Below are 17,019 nucleotides of genomic sequence, written 5' to 3' on the forward strand. Positions count from 1 at the left end.
GAACATCTACAATATATAGCATAGTGTTAATTTTATGCAGTACACTAAACTTTAATTATGCCTCAGCATAATTCCGTGACATACTCTTCTACGGGGCTTCCTTTTGTCATCACACTGCCAATTTTATTTGAGAGCCGAGGCGGTGTATTCTGTCTTTAAAAGTCCATAAACATCAACGTCTTCATATGTATCTAATAAAAGTCTATTTTGTCTTAGTGTTCCTTCTTTGCGTAATCCACACTTTTCTAACACCCTAGTCGATGATTTGTTTCTAGAAATGGCAGATGCCCAAATTTTGTTGAGACCTAGTTCGGTAAAACCAAAATGAATCATTCTATTTACAGCTTCGGTTGCAAAACCTTTCCCCAAATAGTCCTGACCAATCCAATAGCCAAGTTCACCTCTATTGTTGACCTTATCAATTCTTAAAGTAATCGTACCTACAATTTCTCTTGATTTTTTAGAAACAATTCCTAAAGGGTATTCGACTCCCAGTTTTATAAGTTCTGGCTGCACCTCAATCCAATCTTGTGCGAACTTCAATTCATATGGGTGCGGAAGCCCAAGAATATCTGCTAATCTCTTGTCATTAGCCAATTCTTTAATTCTGAATGCGTCATCACTAGTAAAGGGTTCTATACATAGACGCTCGGATTCTAATTTTATAACCATATTTGCTCCCCCTTGTATTAAATTGTATCAACATACATATAGCAAAGCTTCAGAAGTCAACAATATGCTTAACAGAGCCTATAAAAAAGAGTTACTTAAAAAAGCTATCGTTTTGGTCAATCTTTATGCAAAACGATCGCTTTTTATATGCAATAAAATTTTAAGTTGATTGCATCACATATAGAGGTAACTCCACGACCTGCGTGAGAAATCTACTTTTACTTGATTATTTACTTACACCTTGGACGTTATTTTTTTGAATACGATTGCGGTAATCCAGTCGAATACCTGTTAGCCATTGCAAAAATGCTGTCACGCCCATCTTCACAGTTTCCGGGCGTAGGTCCCCCTCCTTTGGATCGGCATAGACAAAGTCAATATGGCGGACCCCTTCATTTTCTCCAAGGAGCTTTAGAATATCAAATAATTCATAGGCTGTTAATCCACCTGGTGTTGCAGCAGGTACATCTGGGGCGAATGTAATATCAAGCACATCCAAATCTACAGATACATAAATACGATCTACCTCATACATAAGCTGACGAAGCATTTCACGAATCGTTAATTGTATGCCGTCACGGCGCATTTGCTTTAACGTAATCATATGTATTCCTTGTTCTTTCGCGTAGTGAATCATTTCTGGTGAATTAAAAAAGCCGTGTAACCCGACATTATAAACATGTTTCCCCTCTACAACGCCTGCTGCAATGAGCTGCTGTATTGGAGAATCCATAGCTAAGCCAATTTCCTCCTGATTCCGAGCATCCAAATGCGTATCAATTTGAATAATCCCTATGCGATCCTTTGGAAAAGCATTCTTTATTCCTCTAAGAGAGCAAGCTGTAATCGCATGATCTCCACCTATAAGACACGTGAAACTTTTAGAATAAGCGGTGCTTAAACTTTCTGCTGCAGCTTCTATAGCTGACTCAGAAAGCATTCTATCCGTCTCGTGGATGGCCACATCGCCTACATCAACGACTGCCAACGAGCGCAAATCTACTTGCTCATCTAAATTATAGGATTGAAAGCTTGGCCAAGCCTTTCGAAATGCTGTTGGATACAGTGCCTTTTTGGATGATTTACTAGCATACGATAATAAAGCACCATACAAAATAATATCTACATCATTTGGAAGTGGATTTTCTTTTTGCTTCACCCATTGATGCATAGCTGAACCATTCTCTTGCTTATACTGCCATTCTGGTTGAATAAACATTTAACCGACCACCTTCATGCTATTTTTCTATAACTATCATAACGTAGGGTTGATTTCCGTTCCGGCTGTGCGCTTTCCTGCGGCGTCGAGTCGGAACGGATATCAACTTATTCACGTGACAAACGTTTTGTCATCCCGACTTTTGGTGATGAGCCAAATCGAAGTCAATTACCCTATGTAATTTATTGTTTACTGAAATATACCTAGTGAATTTATCTTCCACAATAATAGTACCATTAGTACATACAATTTCGTCAAAGCTCGGTATTTTCCCTCTTAATTTCTGAAAAATTCTCCATATGTGTATTTGTAAGAAAGATGTACCGGAAAGTTATACGTTTATAACAAAGTTGCACCGTTTCACCTCATCTATATTAGTTTTTTTCATGGGAATAATAGGATAACAGAGGTCGGATGTAGAAATAATTAACAGGACACCATAGAGGTTCAAAATCAACACCCTAAAAACAATGGGTGGTAAGTGCATTTCATCGAATTTTTATTAAGCTAACGAAAGTAAATGGTTACAGGAAGGATTGATTTAATGAGTTATAAAAATACTTTTATTAAAATTTCAGAGGATTCGGAAGTTGATTCAGCTATTACACCTCTCCCAAGAAATAACAAACCTACTATAGCTTCGATCGAATATGACTTAATCAGTAATAACCCTTACAAATACACTCAGGAAGAAGTACAATTTCAAACTTATTTGATTAAAAACCAAATTAAATCAGATCCATTAGATGAATTAAGAAAACATTTTCTCCAAAAACCTAAAGCGTGTTTTAGAGCTTCTTCATTGGTAAAGAAATATGGGTGGGGAATACACTACGATGATGAAGGAAAGCTTGCAATATATGATGTTAATAGTGAAGTGTATGAGCAATTTCTCAATTCGGATAATATCACTTTATTAAAAGGTATGCGTTCTAAACGGAGCGGTAAATAACGAGAGAAATAACGACTCTTTTATCGCCTCGAGATCATTATGCCTCGGCATTACCCCAATAAAAAAAGTAGCGAACTAGGTAATCTTCTAGTTTGCTACTTTTTTGGTTTTCTTACTGAGAATTATTCTTCACCTATCGGACTTTTGCGGGATAAAGTTTGGCAAAGCACTGCAACCTCGTACATCGTATAACTTTGAAAGTTATATTGCTTATGCAATTCCTGATAATACTGTAAAAGTTCCTCAAGCATAGCTAAATTTTTTTCGATATTCTTGCCAAAATTATGAGGGTGCCACCATAAATGATAAAAAGCTTTAGACCGTGCAGCTGCTTGCATTCCCTCTTTTATACGTTGGACTTTTAAGCCTTCAAAAAATCGTAAAGGGCTACAATAGGGTCTTAAAAATGCACTTGAACGAATGTTAATAAAGGAATCCTTTTGCATTTCTTCTAGCGTTACTAGATGATTCCCCGTTACATTAACATAGCTATCCAGCCATTTTTTCGCACCTAATAGTCGACCTTTCTTCGTAAATTTTTGAGGATCGTACAACGGATGTTTTTCATTTCCTCGATAGCATACAAATCCTACTTCCTTACATGCTGAAAAATATGCTTCATTCACTTGATTACGCGGAAAGACAATCGATTTCATCGGTCCGATATTTTCTTCACAAATCATGGCAGTAGCATGTAAATCTGCACGAAAATCCGCTTCAGTTTGTCCATTTTCTAAACAGTAAAAATGTGAAAATGTATGACTGCCTATTTCTTGATGTGGTGTACGTTTAATCTTCTCAATTAAGGATTTGCCAAAATGCAAAAGGTCCTCTTGCTCATTTTCGCCTACTTTTGCAAGTTGTGTATGTGCTGCGTAGCGCATGTTTTTATATTTTATTGGAATACCTCTTAAGTAATGAGCCATTTCAGCTTTTGTTTCTGCAAACAATAGACCCACTGTTGCCCAAGTCGCATGAATGCCATACTGTTCAAACAACTCTAGTATTTTAGGCAATGCTTCACGGACGCCATATAAATTTTTATTGTATTGTCCGTGCTTAAATACATCGTGGACACCCCAATTTAGCTCAAAATCCAATGATATGACAAGACCTCCACGATTTACTTCAATTGCTACTTCCTCCATTTTTGCACGCCCAGTAACAGTGCACGTATTTTGGATTGGGTAATGTAACCAGAGTATACATCGACGACTTGTCCACCGAAGCCTAGCTTAAATGCACGAACATTTTGATCATCTGTCAGCTTCCCCATATCATATAAAACAAAGCCTTGCTCCTTTAAATGCAATAAATTGTGCCACAGTAAGAAACGATTTGCATAACGAATTGGTCTTATTAAATGTTCTGGCATTGATTGTGAATGACAAGTCGCTACATAATAGGACATCGCTTTTTTAGCGTATATAATATCGAGTCTATAGCATAGTGTTTGTCCACAAAAACTGCGAATCTCAGACAACCATAGTGCCCCTTTATTTTTTAAAAGCGTAATAGCTTCCATTTGAGACTTACTAATTAGCTCGAGTTTTTTTCTTTTTGCGAAGTTATTATAAAACTGTTGAAAGGCTCGTAAATTTTCATCTGATGGTTCTTTATAAATAAAAACTTGATAGGACTCTTTTTGTGCACGACGAAGAATTTTTCGATTACTTTCCGAAAGAGCAAGATACAATGATGACTCACTATCTGTAAGGTGAATATGAACGGTTTCACTTTTTACAAGCTTACGGCTTGGTACAAGTGAATTTGTATATCCAATAACCTTCATTGATTTTCTAACATTGGCTGGCTTCTCTACAAAATAAAAATGCTGCATTGCGATATTCCATCGCTTACTTTTAATGGACAGAATGAACATCGCCCCCACTCTCTGTGTATTTTTCTACATGATTTCGCCCGTAACGAGCACATTTAAAATGTTTCATTCGAGAAATACGTTTATAGCCTAGCTGCAATAATCGTTTACGCTTTCGCCATTGCCAAAAGCTTGCAGTAACCCAAAGTGTTTGTGCAGGTTTCATTTTTTGGAAAAAAGCTGTGATAATATCGATATTTTTATAAACATCATAGGTTAAAAAATATGTCTGCTTTGGCAATTCTTCAACAATTTGCAATTCATCTACACGCCAGTTCACCGCATGTAACGCAAACGCAGGCTTATTCGTTTCTGCATAAGAATCTTTGTAAATAGTGTATCCCTTATAAAATAGAGAAATAATCTCTTCCTTTTCGAGTTGCATCGCTTCCTGCATTGACAACTCCTCAAACAAATCTCCTACAGGTTGTTGCGGTGTAACATTATCTGATGGGGATAATTCATACAAATCCACTTGCTTAAAACGAATAAATTTTTCTACGAACAGTTGTCCATATTCTAGCCAATTTTTTACTTTCCCATACTTTACTAAATAACGTAATTGACCTAGAGTATTGCGTTTCCATTCCACGACACGATGATTGCCTTTAAAAAACTCCTTGAATCGTTCCTTCAGCGTATAACAACTCGCCAATAGTTTCGCTCGCTTCGTGCCACTGCTTACAAGCATACGTCTTGTAAAATCAATATTAGAGCGCCAATCGAACTTATACGGCTCATAGCCAATACTCATATCGAACAAGCGATAGTTATCAGAATAGGATCGCTTGATCGTTCCCTGATTCACTAATCTATCCGGCCCAAATATATTAAATGTTGGCTCATGTGCAAGTGCGTAAGTTACATAACGTCCACGACAGCAAATTCCGTAGGTGAAGGCAATCCATTGGTCTTCAAAAACAAGTGCGTCTACCTCAACTTGCAATGCCTCCCCTTTAAGAAGCGTTAACCGTTCAAAAAAGTCCTTTTTCTTACCTTTCGTAAAATCACTTGTATCTATTTTATTAGCCCATCGTCGATTAAATAATCTAAACATTTGCCAAAGCTCGTCCTGTGAAGGTATTTTCCTCGTTAACGAACCTAATTTACGCAGCTTCCGTTCTCTTCTATCCACACCATGCATGTTTTCACGTTGATTGTAATAGTTAGGAAAATCTACATCGCGAAAGGCAAGATACGGGGTCACTACACGAAAAATACTCGGACGTAACTGCCTTTCAACAAAATATTGCTCAATGACCTTTGTAGAGTCTTTGCTTTCCAATAATCCATGAAGCGAAAATAGTAGATGTTTATACTTTTCAATGAGCTGATCAAACACAAAAGTCGTAGCGAGCAACAGCCATTCTTTTTTCGCCACAACACCTGAATAATTCGCAATATTTTCTCCCGCAAAGGCATAAATTCGTATTCCCCATCGAAGTCGAACTAAAAAGGGGAAAAAGGCAATGATAGAACCATTTTCTTCAACAGCATAGAGCTCAACACGCTCTCTTCGCCCAACAATTTGCCACCAGTTATAAAACCAAGCAAATTCTATAAATGGATTATCATTGTCCTCCGCTGCTAAAATTTCATCCCAAATATCCTTGTACCACATAAGCTCATCATCAGTTCGAATGCGAATTAATTGCAAATTAATCACCTTTCTTAGCCGATTTTAATACAGCCTGTTCGTAGATAAACAGAGTTTTCTGATACAGGTAGAAACGTTAACTTTCTTAAAAAGCGTTCATTTTTTGACGTAAACTCTCATCCATTAATAATTGTTTAAGCCTTTTATTTAGTAGATCTTTATCATCTCGATTAATTAAAAATCCATTCTCTAGGGCCCAGTGAGCCATCACCTACAAGGTACGTCAGAAAGCTTCGCTAAGGCCTCTAGCAATAAATCCTGTCTTTTTGGCACTTTAAAACGAGCAACCATCACGATTAATGGATGCTCCTTATTCTCTTTAATTGGTGCTACTCGCTTCTATATTTAGTAGATGCCATTATGAATCGTCTGCATTTTATGTGCAGGAGCAATTTTTTCGTTAATGCAAGCTCGCGATTGACGGATCATAAAAGCCTGTTACCATAGTTACCTCGTAATTATCTTGCTTTAATTTTACGGCAAGTGCCTCTACATGCTTTTACGCTCCTCCAATCTCATCCATACCGTGTTATAAGCAGAGTGATCTTCAGAACCTAGCACTCCTTAATTTTTAATAAGCACCTGTTCTCGCTAAAACTACGTAAAGTGTTTTGATGATAATTTTAAAATCCATCCAAAAGGAATGACGATCAACGTATTCTAGATCATATGAAATTTTTTGCCCGTGTGAAATATTAGAGCGGCCGTTAATTTGAGCAAGCCCAGTTATACCTGGCTTTACTTCTAAACGCCGTGCCTGTAAAGTGTTATAAGCATTTGTGATGGTTGGAACTTCAGGTCGTGGTCCAACAATACTCATATCTCCTTTTAAGACATTAATGAGCTGCGGAATTTCATCAATACTGAACTTCCGAAGAACGGCCCCAACTCTTGTGATTCGTGCATCCTGTTCAGTTTTAAAAAAATAATCATCCGGAATTCCGTCTGCACACAAAGTAGGCATATTCACAGGAACTGCTTGTATAGTCATTGTCCGTAGCTTCCAAATAACAAAGCGCTGATGATCCTGTCCGGTACGGATTTGTTTAAAAAAAACAGGACGGCCTGTGCTAATAAGTAAAACGAGGAATACTACTAACATAAGAGGGATGGTAATGAAAAGTAATAAGAGTGCCCCCCCAATATCAAAAATTCTTTTCCCGTACTGACTATAAAATTTAATAGTCTGAGCTGACTGCTCGTGCAACACATCATCCTTTGCATTTTTTTACCACTTAACTTTATATATTCATTTGAGACATTTATAGAACTTTGAAAAAGCAATTTCATAATAATATGTAGAAAAAGATGACATCACCAGAACATGGGTTGATTCCCGTTCCGACTAGACGTTTTCTTGAGGATGTCAGGGGGCAACAGTGTTTATTGTGCGAAAGCGAAGCGACAGTTAAACGACAGTCAATGAGTCGCCCAGTCTCCACTCCAATCTGCCTACTAAAATGCATACATTTAAAAATTAAAAAAAGGAGTTATTTCAAAATCATTTTTGAATAACTCCTCATATTATTATATTCAGCCATTAATGGAGATGTTCCTTTTTAACCTTGTATAATCTGTACTTCGCATGTAATTTGAACATTTCCTTTTAATGCCTTACTAATCATACATGTTTGTTCTGCCTTCTCAGCTAATCGATTAATTCTTTTTTGTTCTCGCTCAGATAAATTTTGTACAACAATTTTTGGCTTATGTACGATTTTCTCATAAGTAAAAACACCGTTCGTGACATCAACAAAACCTTCAGCTTGCATAGACAACTCCAACACAGCAATCTTCGAATTTTCAAGTAATGTAGCCAGTGTAATTAAATAGCAGGTTGCTGCCGCTCCAAGCAGCATTTCATCAGGATTTGTCCCTATCCCCGGTCCATTCATTTCTCGAGGAATAGAAATTTTCGTATGTAGATTGTCTGCAACAATATTACCCGTCCCATTTCTCCCCTCCGACCATTTTAAATTCATAGTAAATAAATGTTGAACCATAAATAAATCCTCCTTTTGATTTTGTTGAGTACGAGTTAGAGCGCTTACCCTTGGGACCAGAGCAGTTTTCAGGGGTATCCGAGCAGTTCTTTGCTCTACCCGATCACTTTTCGAGGTTACCTGAGCAGTTCTTCGCTCTACCCGATCACTTTTCGGGGTTACCCGAGCAGTTATTCACTCTACCCGATCACTTTTCGGGGTTACCTGAGCAGTTCTTTGCTCTACCCGATCACTTTTTGGGGTTACCTGAGCAGTTATTCACTCTACCCGATCACTTTTCGGGGGTACCCGAGCAGTTCTTTGCTCTACCCGATCACTTTTTGGGGTTACCTGAGCAGTTATTCACTCTACCCGATCACTTTTTGGGGTTACCCGATCACTTTTCTTGTTACCCGACCAATTCTATTACCTGCCCAATCAGTTTGCAAGGTTACTTGAACGATTCTACGCACAACCCAATTTCTCCCTTCGAAAGATTCTATATTTTTAAAGTAAGTTTATGAAAATGGAGGGTGGGCGACTCCTTGAGGATCGTCAAGTCCTTAATATTGTGTAAAATTCTATACAAAGTTTTTCAACTCTGACTTTAGTTTTGTCAAATTGTCCTGCTTATGTTGGAATTCGCCGCTAAAAGTGTGAGTTGCGCCGCTAACCAAAGGAAGAACGCCGCTAAAACTCGAAATTCCGCCGCTAACCAAGCAAGGAACGCCGCTAAAACTTGAAATTCCGCCGCTAACCAAGCTCGGGGATCATCGTACGCCCCCAGGAAGCTCTGCTCTGCGCGAGAGCGAAGCGTCAGCAACAAATGTTTTCTGTAGCGAAAGCGAAGCGTCAGCAACAATGCGCCCAGCCGGAACGGAAATCACCCTCACGCTATAGCGATAAACGCAATTCTTCCCTCAGCATAAAGTATTATCAGAGCAATAATGAAACATCCAATATTTAAGAAAAACAGGAAATCTGATTTTATGGTAAAATAGAAAAAACAATTCTTTAGGAGATTTAAAAAATGATTTTAACAAAGCAACAAGCAATACAAGCACTTAAAAAGAACAAATTTATCGGTTTTACTATTAAAACAGGAAATATTATTATGAAAAAAATAAATAAAACCGAATATAATATTTTTGTATTTGAAGAAGGCAAAGATAAACCTGTACGTTATGTAGGTTCTATTATGAACATCATGGCGACAATGAGCGACAAAGCTTCTAACAAGGATTTCGTCATTGTGGAACAGCTTTCAACTCCAAATAAAGAAGAGGCTGAATCTGTAGAGAAAGATGAAGTCAAAGAAGTAGTTGAGCCTGCAGAAAAAGCTGAAATTAAAGAAGCTGCTAAATCTGTAGAAGAGAACGAAGTCAAAGAAGCAAAAAAAGAAAAAGTAACGAAAACAGCTGATTTCGATGAAGAAAGACGTGCTATTTCAGGTTACGAGGGCTTATATGATGTTACAGCGAGCGGTCGGATCATTACAGTGCGTGAAAATCGTCCATTAGCTCGATGCAACGATGAATATGGTTTCCATATTGTTCGACTAACAAAAGAGGGTACTGCTTCAAGTCACAATGTATTTGAACTTTGGAAACAGGCATACCCTGAACTTGAACAAACTAATTTTAAAGGTGCTTTAAAAGCGAAATATGGTACAGGCTGCAAGCTAAGCGATAAACCAGGTATACACTTTTAACTCTTTTAATGAGTGTCACAGAATTTTGCAGAAGCATAATTGATTTATAAAAATCCCCCGCGTCGTTGCATTGACGCTGGGGATTTTTAAATTATAGTAAGGAACCTACCATAATTTGCGATTGATATCTATTCCAGTTTGATCACACAGATTTCGATAATAAAACCCCCAAAAATAGATTTATCGATAAAATAACCTCTTACTTTTTAGTAATTCATACAATGGACCTTTTCTAAAACTTACGACTATCATATTCGTTTCTACTTAGCATATATTTTTTAAAACAGCTTAAAGAATATATAGGGTGGAGGATTTGCAGTTGAGTGCAATGATACTTGGTGGTTTTCTTTTTTTTAGTGCTAGCATAGGAGGAGCTCTAGCTTGGGTATTCTCTAGGCTATTCCAGCATACAACTCATGGATTATCATTACTAAGTGGAGGATTTTTAGTTGGCATACTTGTAGTAGACGTTATTCCTTCTTCTTTTCACATGTACAAATCAATGGGCCTTTTACTTGGAATTTTGATGGGCTATTTAATGTTTGAAATACTTAATAGTTTATTTCACACTTCCCATACACAAAACCCCTCTGTATCACTACTTGCAATCGCTATAATCATCCATACTATTCCAATGAGTCTTACTGTTGGACAGTTACTAGGGAAATCCGCATTAAGTATTGCCATAACAGCTTCCATTATTCTACATCATCTACCAGAAGGCTTTGCACTATCAACAGCATTACTATCACAAGGAGAAAGGCTATGGAGACTCTTTATGTATTTTGTAGCATTCTCGATTTTCTTTAGTATTTTTATACAGATTGGCCAATATTGGGAGTTATCTGATAAGGCACAAGGAGTACTAATGGGCGTATCGATTGGGTTAATAGCAACAGCCAGTATTTCAGAATTTATTTTGCATCATATTCGTTCAGTATCACGAAAATCCTTTATAGCGTATATTTTATTAGGATATTTATTAAGTCATGTATTTCATATGCTAGTCGAATAAAAAAGCAATCCACCCAATATTGTGGATTGCTTCTTCTTTTAATTATTCATCATCACTAATTAACATTATTGTTAGTGATAAGATTTTAGCGAACTGTGCACGTGACAGATTACCTTTTGGATTAAATTGACCGTTAGCTCCATCAATCACACCTAATTGCTTTAATAATCCGATTGATTCAACAGTTTCCTTACGCATTTGGTTTTTGTCTGCAAATGGGTTATTTTTGCTAACCTTGCTTACATCAAATTCCATTGCTTCTAAGTAACTTGCTGTTACAAATGCCATTTCCTCACGTGTAACAGGTTTATACGGCTCAAAATTAGCACCATCAAAAATATCGATTAGGCCATATTCCTCTAAAATCGCTACTTCTTTCGCGCCCGGGTATTTTGCCAAATCTTTATATGTAGCAGGACCTTCATAATCTTCCTTCACATCTAATCCTGAAGCACGGAAAATCATAGTAGCTAATTGTCCGCGTGTTACTTGTCCATTTGGATTAAATGTTGTAGCAGATGTACCATTAATAATGTCTAATTGGAACAATAATTGGATATGTCCCTCTGCCCAATGCCCAATAGTATCCGTGAAGTAACCACCTGGTTTTAAGTCAAAATCCTCTTCTTGAATTGATCCAATAAAATCATTCAAATCCTCATCAGCTAAAGCTTGCCATTTCCCTTCAGCATAAACTTCCGCCTTAAATGCATTTCCAGATGGAGTAAATCTCATTTGAATAGAGTCACCGAAAACCTCTTTAAATTCTTTTTGTTCTTGTGCACTCATTTCAGTAGTTTTCAATAGTCCTTGTAACGAAATCTTTAATGTCATATTATTTTTCGTCGTTACTAATGTCATCTCTTTATCTTCATAGGCTAATTTAGAGATTACTAGTGTTTTATAAAGATCTTGGTATGTCATCGATTGCGCTTGTTTAGTCGCTGCAACAGCATGTTTTGGGTGGATAATGCTAGAAACATCTACAGTTTCTTGAGCATTTGCTTGTAATCCAAAACCTCCTGTAAAACATGCAATACTAAGCGCGCCAGCTAAAAACGTCTTTTTCATTATACTTGCCCCTTTCAATTCATAAATTCAGTGTACTAAAACAACCGTTAGTAAATCTATAAAAATATGTAAATTATTCAAAATTATAAGAAAGTCCTATATCCCCCAACGTAAAAAATTACTAAATCTCCACAGAATCTAAGGGGATAAATTACTTAATTTCTACAATGTATCATGTACTTTTTTCAATAAATCAAACGTAATGTACAATTATTCTTCGTTTAGAATAAACACCATATCATAAATATGCTTTATGTCTCTTTTTATTTATCTAGGAAAATTAGTATACCCATTTATTCTTTAGTAGGTATAAAGTAGGTGGTTAACACCCAATCATGCGAAATAATCAAGGGATTTTCTTTGCGTGGAAAAAAATTCAATGCTAAGTATAGTTCTATTTTATTCTATATATTAAAATATTTGATAAACTTGGTAAATATATTACAACTTATAACTCTAATCAGTATCATTATAGCGATTGTCTTTCTTATTCTTGCAGTATTCAATTTCATAAAGTTGGATCGAATTAAAGCACTAAAAATGCTGAAATTAACCGCGATTCCCATTATCATTATCATTTTTTGTACGTTGGCCCATTTGGATATTTCACCTAAATCTTAAGCAAATAAATCAGATGTGGCTATTACATATAAGGAAAAACCCGCAGCTAAAGTAGACTCAACAGAAGATGCAACTTGGCAGGATAAAGTTGAAAAGGTTGCTTCTTTTAATAGCACTCCTTCTAAGAAGCTCGATACAGTTGATGCCTTCGCTAAAAAATATCCGGCAACAAAGGCTTAAATCAAAGAATTCGAGGATTACATTATAGCCGAATATAAGAACAAAAAATATTTTGCAAATGTACAAAATGATGAATATATGCTAGGAAATATATTTAAGGCATATGTAGTGAATAGATACAATGGAGAAGAAGAAACACCTATTAACGATTTCGTCTTTGGGTTTTATCAAAATTCTAATTATACTTTTAAGGGACTCGAATCTACTAATAGCAATGCAATAAAATATAATGAGCGTCAAATGGACAAAGTATTAGCAGCTATTGAAAATTAAATGTCACTCTCTCGGGTGACGTTTTTTTACTTTCGGGGAATTAATCCAGCGCAGATTCTTTATATCATTATAATAATCGAGGCTTTCATTTGATTTTTCAATATCGAAAGAAGTAGTATGGAGTTGTAATAAGGGATGCATACCCTATCCAAACAATTATATTAATGTAACAATTTCAAGGGAGGAATTTAGGATGGATTATCAAAATATTACGGTTGCAGGCAGCGGTGTTCTAGGTAGTCAAATTGCTTATCAATCAGCTTTTAAAGGATTTAATGTAACGGTATACGATATTAATGATGAGGCATTAACAAATGCACAAGATCGTATCACAAAATTAAAACCGTTATACCAACAAGATTTAGGTGCGACTCAAGAAGAAGTGGATGCTGCATATGCACGTTTATCATTTAATAGTGATTTATCGGAAGCGGTTGCAAATGCTGATTTTGTGATTGAGGCGATTCCTGAAGTTGTTAAAATTAAAACAGAATTTTACACAAACCTTGGCAACGTTGCCCCTGCTAAAACAATCTTTGCGACAAACTCATCAACGTTATTACCAAGCCAATTTGCAGAAGCAACTGGTCGTCCAGAGAAGTTTATAGCGCTTCACTTTGCAAATACGATTTGGAAAAACAACACAGCCGAAATTATGAAACACCCAGGCACTGATATGAAAGTGTTCGATGAAGTCGTAGAATTTGCACGTGCAATCGGTATGGTTCCACTGCCATTATATAAAGAACAACCAGGTTACATTTTGAATTCTTTACTAGTTCCATTTTTAGATGCTGCTGAATCACTATTAGTAAAAGAAGTAGCAGACCCAGAAACAATCGATAAAACATGGATGATCGGAACAGGAGCACCACTAGGTCCATTCGCCATCCTTGACATTGTCGGCATTAACACTGCATTCAACATTGTAGAAGCAAAAGCCGCTGCTACTGGGGAAGAAAACTTTAAAAAATTAGCCAATCTCTTAAAAACAGAGTATATCGATAAAGGCAAACTAGGTCGCGCTACAGGCGAAGGTTTCTATAAATATCCAAACCCAAACTTCGCAAAACCTGATTTCCTTAAAGGCTAATTAATCAATAAAACGATGTACATAGTGTCTTTGCTATGTGCATCGTTTTTTTTGAGGTGTCTGCAATTTGAAGTGATCGGGTTGGCCAGGAATGTGATCGGGTAGCTACTCGATCTGATTGGTTAGACCGTGAATGTGATGGGGTGGTACTTCAATCTGATCGGGTTGGCCACGAATGTGATCGGGTATGACGTGAAAATGATCAGGTAGTAACTCTAACCGCTCGGGTAGTCTGTGAATGTGATCGGGTAGCTACTCAATCTGCTCGGGTAGGCTGCGAATTTGATCAGGTGGCTACTTAATCTGCTCGGGTTGGCCGTGAATGTGATCAGGTGGTACCCCAATCTGATCAGGTAAGCCACGAATGTGATTGGGTGGTACCTCAATCTGATTGGATAAGCCACGAATGTGATCAGGTTATACCTCACCCTGCTCGGGTATGACATGAAAGAGATCTGCCACTAACTCGAGACAATCGGATTTACCAAGAACTATTTACTCAAACTGATCAGATTTGCCAAGAACTTAATTAGGCTTCCAACTCGAGACACCTAGGGATACAGTTCACGAGAAAAAGTCCCAAAAACTAGGCGCATCTTGAAACTTTACTGTTGCAAGCTTTTCTATAATTTTCAATTTAATTTCTTGCTCCAAGTCTTCCCTTTCTTGATAATCTGTATTGTGCAAACAATGTTTAATTTTAGGTATGAAATTCTCTATAATCGTTAAAGTCTCTTCGTTATGTTGATTTTCAAAATTTGCCATAAGTCATTCCTCCTTTTTTCTGAGTGTATTATTGAGTTTATTTAAAGCCTTCCTGTGAAGGTTTGATATATTCTGTGGAGTTGTTCGTAATGTTTGAGCTATTTCTTTTATAGAAAGTTCTTTTACATAAATCATCTCTAAAATTTGAAGCTGTCTAACCGTTAGTTTTTGTAAGGATTTTAAAAGCTGTTCATCTTCAATATTGTCTAATAGCCCTTCCCCAACAATAGTATCAAGTTCCTTTTCAATGCTTGCATCTTCTACTTGCTCTTTTGCAGTCGTGCCACCTTCTTCTGATAAGCCCTTATCTAATATTAATAAAGTATGCTTTTGCAGATTTTTCCTTTTTTTATCAAAATCTAAGCTAAAGAAATAAATTAAATTACTAACGTATTTGATCTTCCTAACATTTATATAATGAGATTGAAAAGATTCATCAACGAGTTTTTTATTAATATCAGTTGGATATAAGATCGCTTTTTGCACCAAATAAAGATTTTTGGAATCCGACAAAAAGCTTTTTATAATTGGATTGTTTACCTGTTCATTATTTCTATAGAAGAATTCCTCTATTTTTTGATTATCTTTCTCCATTTAATAATCCCTCCTATATATCCGCCCTCTTTCTATATAAAGTGAATGTAGTATCTATATTATAAACCAAAATAAGAACAAATGTTCTTAAAAGCGAATAAAAAAATCACCTTTTATACAAAAAAGGTGATTTAATCCAACTTCTTCAACTATCTAAAATAGCTTTTATTTTCTCTGGCTGATAACCTTTAATTTCCTCCGCTTTATTATCAGTGACTACTAAAGTAAATGGGATAGCGCTACTATTAAATTGCTTAAACTCCTTTAATACGTGCTCTTCATTAATATCCTTATTAATATAAGTAATATTATTTGCTTCTAACCATTCCTTTAACCTGACACAATATTGACATTCCTCGCTTGAATATACCGTTATATCATATTTCATCTTAAAGACCTCCTTTTTTTTCTAAAAGAGAACTAAAACATTAAAAACGAAACCATGCACAAAATAATATTTTTCAACTGGAAGGTTGTCTTTATTAAAGAAAGATTCTCTTTACATATTACAATTAAAATTTTGGTGATATAGCCAAGCGGTAAGGGTCTGTCTAGCAGATGTCACGGATTTTGAATAAGAGGGAGGGTGATTTACATTATGACACCAGAAAATGTTCCCATGTGGATTAGCTTAATAGGAAATTTTGGATTTCCTATTGCCATAACAGTCTATCTGTTCATTCGCTTTGAAAGGAAAATAGATAAATTAGAAGCTGTCATCATGGAGTTATCTGAAGTTATAAAATCTCTTAATTACAAAAAAGGAGGGTAATCCATATGGAAATTGAAAAATTATTGGCTTGTTACTGTAAAGCGAGAGAAATTCAATCATTTTATACAAATTGCTTAACTAATGATAGTCTTTCTCCAAAAGAATGCGATTTACTAATAAATCTTATTAAAAACGCCAGTACTTCTTCTAATTTATTGCGTGAATATTGTCAGCATACTAATGAAATATGATCTTTTTACAAATAAACCCACCAAATAATTTAGGTTATAGACAACCTAATTTTATTTGGTGGGTTTTAATTTTTAACGGAATATTCCATTGCCAATTTTCTTACATCTTTCATCCAATTAATGTATGATTGTATGAACAGGAGGGGAATTTTATGATAGCCTACAAGAGAATAGCTATACTATATCTTCTTATAATAATCCTTAGTATATTTATTGCTACACAGATGAACAGCATATTAAATGGATTGTTGGTTCTTGCTTTTTTGTATTTGTTGTTTATTGGCCTTCCTTATTTATTACAAAAAAAGGTGAAGTTTTTCGAGATGTTTTGGAGTTGGTTAACAAAAGGTGAGCGAATAGGTCCTAAAAATT

The 17,019-nt window shown here is 36.0% G+C and carries 18 protein-coding genes; 7 read left to right on the forward strand and 11 right to left on the reverse strand.

Annotated features, from left to right (window positions below; translation table 11 throughout):
- Positions 1-123 precede the first annotated feature (123 nt).
- Both ACMZ42_RS08990 and ACMZ42_RS08995 read right to left on the reverse strand, forming a co-directional pair.
- Positions 124-672, reverse strand: a complete 549-nt coding sequence (locus ACMZ42_RS08990; RefSeq protein WP_415731225.1) for a GNAT family N-acetyltransferase — start codon at positions 670-672, stop codon at positions 124-126.
- A 226-nt stretch (positions 673-898) separates the two neighbouring features.
- Positions 899-1,891 carry an agmatinase family protein gene (locus ACMZ42_RS08995; RefSeq protein ID WP_415731226.1) on the reverse strand — a complete coding sequence of 331 codons (993 nt, stop codon included), beginning with the start codon at positions 1,889-1,891 and terminating at the stop codon, positions 899-901.
- A 544-nt stretch (positions 1,892-2,435) separates the two neighbouring features.
- Between ACMZ42_RS08995 and ACMZ42_RS09000 the strand changes: the two genes are divergently transcribed.
- Positions 2,436-2,843, forward strand: a complete 408-nt coding sequence (locus ACMZ42_RS09000; RefSeq protein ID WP_415731227.1) for a DUF6157 family protein — start codon at positions 2,436-2,438, stop codon at positions 2,841-2,843.
- Positions 2,844-2,965: 122 nt separating this feature from the next.
- On the opposite strand, the gene ACMZ42_RS09005 is transcribed toward ACMZ42_RS09000, so the two are convergent.
- From ACMZ42_RS09005 to ACMZ42_RS09025, 5 genes are all read right to left on the reverse strand, one after another.
- Positions 2,966-3,991 carry a polysaccharide deacetylase family protein gene (locus ACMZ42_RS09005; protein ID WP_415731228.1) on the reverse strand — a complete coding sequence of 342 codons (1,026 nt, stop codon included), beginning with the start codon at positions 3,989-3,991 and terminating at the stop codon, positions 2,966-2,968.
- Positions 3,979-4,725 carry a hypothetical protein gene (locus ACMZ42_RS09010; RefSeq protein ID WP_370078186.1) on the reverse strand — a complete coding sequence of 249 codons (747 nt, stop codon included), beginning with the start codon at positions 4,723-4,725 and terminating at the stop codon, positions 3,979-3,981. Before ACMZ42_RS09010 ends, ACMZ42_RS09005 begins: the two co-directional genes overlap by 13 nt.
- Complete coding sequence (locus ACMZ42_RS09015) at positions 4,706-6,379, reverse strand: GNAT family N-acetyltransferase (protein WP_415731229.1); 1,674 nt, start codon at positions 6,377-6,379, stop codon at positions 4,706-4,708. The genes ACMZ42_RS09010 and ACMZ42_RS09015 overlap by 20 nt, the downstream gene beginning before the upstream one ends.
- Positions 6,380-6,950: 571 nt before the next feature.
- Entirely contained in the window at positions 6,951-7,589 is a 639-nt protein-coding gene (locus ACMZ42_RS09020) for a sugar transferase (RefSeq protein WP_370078190.1), read from the reverse strand.
- A 349-nt stretch (positions 7,590-7,938) separates the two neighbouring features.
- On the reverse strand, positions 7,939-8,382 hold the full coding sequence (locus ACMZ42_RS09025) for an SACOL1771 family peroxiredoxin (protein WP_415731230.1): 444 nt from the start codon (positions 8,380-8,382) through the stop codon (positions 7,939-7,941).
- Between the two features lie 1,009 nt (positions 8,383-9,391).
- Here ACMZ42_RS09025 and ACMZ42_RS09030 point away from each other — a divergent pair.
- Together ACMZ42_RS09030 and ACMZ42_RS09035 are read left to right on the forward strand one after the other, a co-directional pair.
- A complete protein-coding gene (locus ACMZ42_RS09030; protein ID WP_415731232.1) occupies positions 9,392-10,072 on the forward strand; it encodes an NUMOD4 domain-containing protein in 681 nt (226 codons plus the stop codon).
- Positions 10,073-10,400: 328 nt separating this feature from the next.
- Positions 10,401-11,087 (forward strand): ZIP family metal transporter, encoded by a 687-nt coding sequence (locus tag ACMZ42_RS09035; RefSeq protein ID WP_402869535.1) that lies wholly within the window; start codon positions 10,401-10,403, stop codon positions 11,085-11,087.
- Positions 11,088-11,129: 42 nt separating this feature from the next.
- Here ACMZ42_RS09035 and ACMZ42_RS09040 read toward each other — a convergent pair whose 3' ends face one another.
- Positions 11,130-12,158: an S-layer homology domain-containing protein gene (locus ACMZ42_RS09040; RefSeq protein ID WP_415731233.1), complete on the reverse strand. Its 1,029-nt coding sequence runs from the start codon at positions 12,156-12,158 to the stop codon at positions 11,130-11,132.
- Between the two features lie 636 nt (positions 12,159-12,794).
- Here ACMZ42_RS09040 and ACMZ42_RS09045 point away from each other — a divergent pair.
- Positions 12,795-12,959, forward strand: coding sequence for a hypothetical protein (locus ACMZ42_RS09045; protein WP_370078198.1), 165 nt, complete (start codon positions 12,795-12,797; stop codon positions 12,957-12,959).
- Between the two features lie 466 nt (positions 12,960-13,425).
- Entirely contained in the window at positions 13,426-14,325 is a 900-nt protein-coding gene (locus ACMZ42_RS09050; RefSeq protein ID WP_415731234.1) for a 3-hydroxyacyl-CoA dehydrogenase, read from the forward strand.
- A gap of 564 nt (positions 14,326-14,889) precedes the next feature.
- Here the strand turns inward: ACMZ42_RS09050 and ACMZ42_RS09055 are convergent.
- The 3 genes from ACMZ42_RS09055 to ACMZ42_RS09065 all read right to left on the reverse strand — a co-directional run bounded on the left by ACMZ42_RS09055 (position 14,890) and on the right by ACMZ42_RS09065 (position 16,072).
- Positions 14,890-15,090: a hypothetical protein gene (locus ACMZ42_RS09055; RefSeq protein ID WP_370078202.1), complete on the reverse strand. Its 201-nt coding sequence runs from the start codon at positions 15,088-15,090 to the stop codon at positions 14,890-14,892.
- A gap of 3 nt (positions 15,091-15,093) precedes the next feature.
- The gene (locus ACMZ42_RS09060) at positions 15,094-15,684 is read right to left on the reverse strand and encodes a sigma-70 family RNA polymerase sigma factor (RefSeq protein WP_370078204.1); all 591 of its coding nucleotides are present in this window, start codon (positions 15,682-15,684) and stop codon (positions 15,094-15,096) included.
- A 145-nt stretch (positions 15,685-15,829) separates the two neighbouring features.
- Positions 15,830-16,072, reverse strand: coding sequence for a glutaredoxin family protein (locus ACMZ42_RS09065; RefSeq protein ID WP_415731235.1), 243 nt, complete (start codon positions 16,070-16,072; stop codon positions 15,830-15,832).
- Between the two features lie 210 nt (positions 16,073-16,282).
- Between ACMZ42_RS09065 and ACMZ42_RS09070 the strand changes: the two genes are divergently transcribed.
- Positions 16,283-16,456, forward strand: coding sequence for a YvrJ family protein (locus tag ACMZ42_RS09070; RefSeq protein ID WP_083227054.1), 174 nt, complete (start codon positions 16,283-16,285; stop codon positions 16,454-16,456).
- Between the two features lie 5 nt (positions 16,457-16,461).
- A complete protein-coding gene (locus ACMZ42_RS09075) occupies positions 16,462-16,647 on the forward strand; it encodes a hypothetical protein (protein WP_415731236.1) in 186 nt (61 codons plus the stop codon).
- Positions 16,648-17,019 lie beyond the last annotated feature (372 nt).

It is taken from the genome of Lysinibacillus sp. NPDC056185, assembly GCF_047737915.1.
Lineage (GTDB): Bacteria > Bacillota > Bacilli > Bacillales_A > Planococcaceae > Lysinibacillus.

Excerpts from the sequence above, each read along its gene's own strand:
- ACMZ42_RS09075 (WP_415731236.1), top strand. The coding sequence starts at position 16,462 with ATGGAAATTGAAAAATTATTGGCTTGTTACTGTAAAGCGAGAGAAATT.
- ACMZ42_RS09025 (WP_415731230.1), bottom strand. The coding sequence starts at position 8,382 with ATGGTTCAACATTTATTTACTATGAATTTAAAATGGTCGGAGGGGAGA.
- ACMZ42_RS08995 (WP_415731226.1), bottom strand. The coding sequence starts at position 1,891 with ATGTTTATTCAACCAGAATGGCAGTATAAGCAAGAGAATGGTTCAGCT.
- ACMZ42_RS09055 (WP_370078202.1), bottom strand. The coding sequence starts at position 15,090 with ATGGCAAATTTTGAAAATCAACATAACGAAGAGACTTTAACGATTATA.
- ACMZ42_RS09030 (WP_415731232.1), top strand. The coding sequence starts at position 9,392 with ATGATTTTAACAAAGCAACAAGCAATACAAGCACTTAAAAAGAACAAA.
- ACMZ42_RS09065 (WP_415731235.1), bottom strand. The coding sequence starts at position 16,072 with ATGAAATATGATATAACGGTATATTCAAGCGAGGAATGTCAATATTGT.
- ACMZ42_RS08990 (WP_415731225.1), bottom strand. The coding sequence starts at position 672 with ATGGTTATAAAATTAGAATCCGAGCGTCTATGTATAGAACCCTTTACT.
- ACMZ42_RS09060 (WP_370078204.1), bottom strand. The coding sequence starts at position 15,684 with ATGGAGAAAGATAATCAAAAAATAGAGGAATTCTTCTATAGAAATAAT.
- ACMZ42_RS09040 (WP_415731233.1), bottom strand. The coding sequence starts at position 12,158 with ATGAAAAAGACGTTTTTAGCTGGCGCGCTTAGTATTGCATGTTTTACA.
- ACMZ42_RS09035 (WP_402869535.1), top strand. The coding sequence starts at position 10,401 with ATGATACTTGGTGGTTTTCTTTTTTTTAGTGCTAGCATAGGAGGAGCT.
- ACMZ42_RS09010 (WP_370078186.1), bottom strand. The coding sequence starts at position 4,725 with ATGTTCATTCTGTCCATTAAAAGTAAGCGATGGAATATCGCAATGCAG.
- ACMZ42_RS09000 (WP_415731227.1), top strand. The coding sequence starts at position 2,436 with ATGAGTTATAAAAATACTTTTATTAAAATTTCAGAGGATTCGGAAGTT.
- ACMZ42_RS09070 (WP_083227054.1), top strand. The coding sequence starts at position 16,283 with ATGACACCAGAAAATGTTCCCATGTGGATTAGCTTAATAGGAAATTTT.
- ACMZ42_RS09005 (WP_415731228.1), bottom strand. The coding sequence starts at position 3,991 with ATGGAGGAAGTAGCAATTGAAGTAAATCGTGGAGGTCTTGTCATATCA.
- ACMZ42_RS09050 (WP_415731234.1), top strand. The coding sequence starts at position 13,426 with ATGGATTATCAAAATATTACGGTTGCAGGCAGCGGTGTTCTAGGTAGT.